3 protein-coding genes are annotated in these 1,764 nt (G+C 72.1%); all 3 read left to right on the top strand.

Annotated features, from left to right (window positions below; all coding sequences use genetic code 11):
* On the top strand, positions 1 to 667 hold a 667-nt coding region (locus tag G6022_RS11330), incomplete at its 5' end, for a methylated-DNA--[protein]-cysteine S-methyltransferase (RefSeq protein WP_347238172.1).
* Positions 664 to 1,326, top strand: a complete 663-nt coding sequence (locus G6022_RS11335) for a LysE family translocator (RefSeq protein WP_179524074.1) — start codon at positions 664 to 666, stop codon at positions 1,324 to 1,326. The genes G6022_RS11330 and G6022_RS11335, both read left to right, overlap by 4 nt.
* A gap of 24 nt (positions 1,327 to 1,350) precedes the next feature.
* Positions 1,351 to 1,764: MFS transporter (locus tag G6022_RS11340; RefSeq protein WP_182639440.1), on the top strand; the 414-nt coding region annotated here is incomplete at its 3' end.

Here is a 1,764-nt window from a genome sequence, read left to right on the forward strand (position 1 = left end):
CAACACCAACGATGGAGGGGCCATGACCGGGGACGACGTCATCGACACACTCCGCGGCACTCCCGCGGACACGGGCCGGTTGCGCGACCGCCTGGCGCGACAGGCGCAACACGAGGGGCTGGTGGACGTGCTGTTCCGGTCCGTCGACTCGCCGATCGGCGGGTTGCTCCTGGCGGCGACCCCGCAGGGCCTGGCGTATGTGGCGTTCGAGGGCGAACCCCGGGACGAGGTCCTGCAGATGCTTGCCGCGAAGATCGGGCCCCGGGTCGTGCAGGCGGAGGCCACCGGATCGCCGGGTGACGCCACGGGTGGTGTCGATGCCGCCGGAGCCCTCGACAGCGCCACCACGCAGCTCCACGACTACCTCGCGGGCCGTCGCCGGGAGTTCTCCCTACCTCTGGACACCGTCCTGGCCTCCGGGTTCCGCGGTCTGGTCCAGCGCCGACTGCCCGACGTGGGGTACGGGCACACGGCGACCTATCGGGAGATCGCCACCGCCCTCGACAAGCCCGGCGCGGTCCGCGCGGTGGGCACGGCGTGCGCCACCAACCCGCTTCCCCTCGTGTGGCCGTGCCACCGGATCCTGCGCTCGGACGGCGGTCTCGGCGGCTACCGGGGAGGGCTCGAGGTCAAGAAGCGTCTCCTGGCGATGGAGTCTGCTGCGTGACCGCGGGCCAGGTCGCGGCGCTCTACGGCATCTGGGTGATCGCGGTGATCTCGCCGGGGCCAGACCTCGTCGTCGTCCTCCATCGTTCGCTCGTGGGGCGACGCCACGGTGTCGCGACGGCGGTCGGGGTGGTCGCCGGAATCGCGATCTGGCTCGCGGCCGCGTTCGCCGGTCTGGCGGCACTGGTGCGCGTGTACCCGCAGATCATGACGGGTCTGCAGGTGGCCGGCGGGCTGCTGCTGGCAAGTCTGGGGGTGCTCGGACTGCGGGGGTGGTGGCGCTCGCGGGCGGGGGCCGGGCTCGTTGACGGGAACCCCGACGGCCCGGTATCACCGGCCCCGGACCGGCCCGACCCGCGACTGCCCGGAACAGACTTCGCGCGCGGCCTGGCCACGAATCTGGCCAACCCCAAGGCGCTGGTGTTCTTTGGCGCCGTCCTGACACCCTTCCTCAGCGGAGAGGTCCCTCCGGGACAGTCGGTCGTGCTGGTGGCGGGGATGATCGCCGTGGCGCTGGTGTGGTTCTGCACCCTCGCCGTGGCGGCGTCGCACCGACGTGTCAACGAGCGGGTCGGACGGGTCCTGCCGACGGTGGACGTGGTCGTCAGCGCGCTTTTCGTGGCGGTGGGGGTGGCGTTTGTGATCGAGGCGCTGACCTGACGATCGGGCGATAGGTTCTGCCACATGACAAGTCCGCCTACCGATCGCGCGTGGTTGCGGGCCGCCCTCGCGGTGTGTGCCGTGGGGTGGGGCGCCAACCAGTTCGCGCCGCTGCTGCTGCTCTACCGCGAGGAGCAGGGCCTCGGACAGACCGAGGTCACCGCGATGTTCAGCGTGTACATCGTCGGACTGCTGCCGACCCTCCTCGTGGCGGGCCGGTGGTCCGACGCCCACGGTCGACGCGTGCTCATGCGCCCGGTCCTTATCCTGTCCCTGGTCGCCACGGTGCTGATGCTGTTCGGCCCGCAGGACCCGCTGTGGCTCTACCTCGGCCGCTTCCTGGCCGGACTCGCGTCGGGCGCCGCGTTCGGTGCGGGCAGTGCCTGGGTGCGCGAGCTCTCCGCGGACGCCCCACCCGGGACCGGCGCGCGGCGGGCC

The organism is Dietzia sp. Cai40 (assembly GCF_014145165.1).
In the GTDB taxonomy this organism is placed as follows: domain Bacteria; phylum Actinomycetota; class Actinomycetes; order Mycobacteriales; family Mycobacteriaceae; genus Dietzia; species Dietzia natronolimnaea.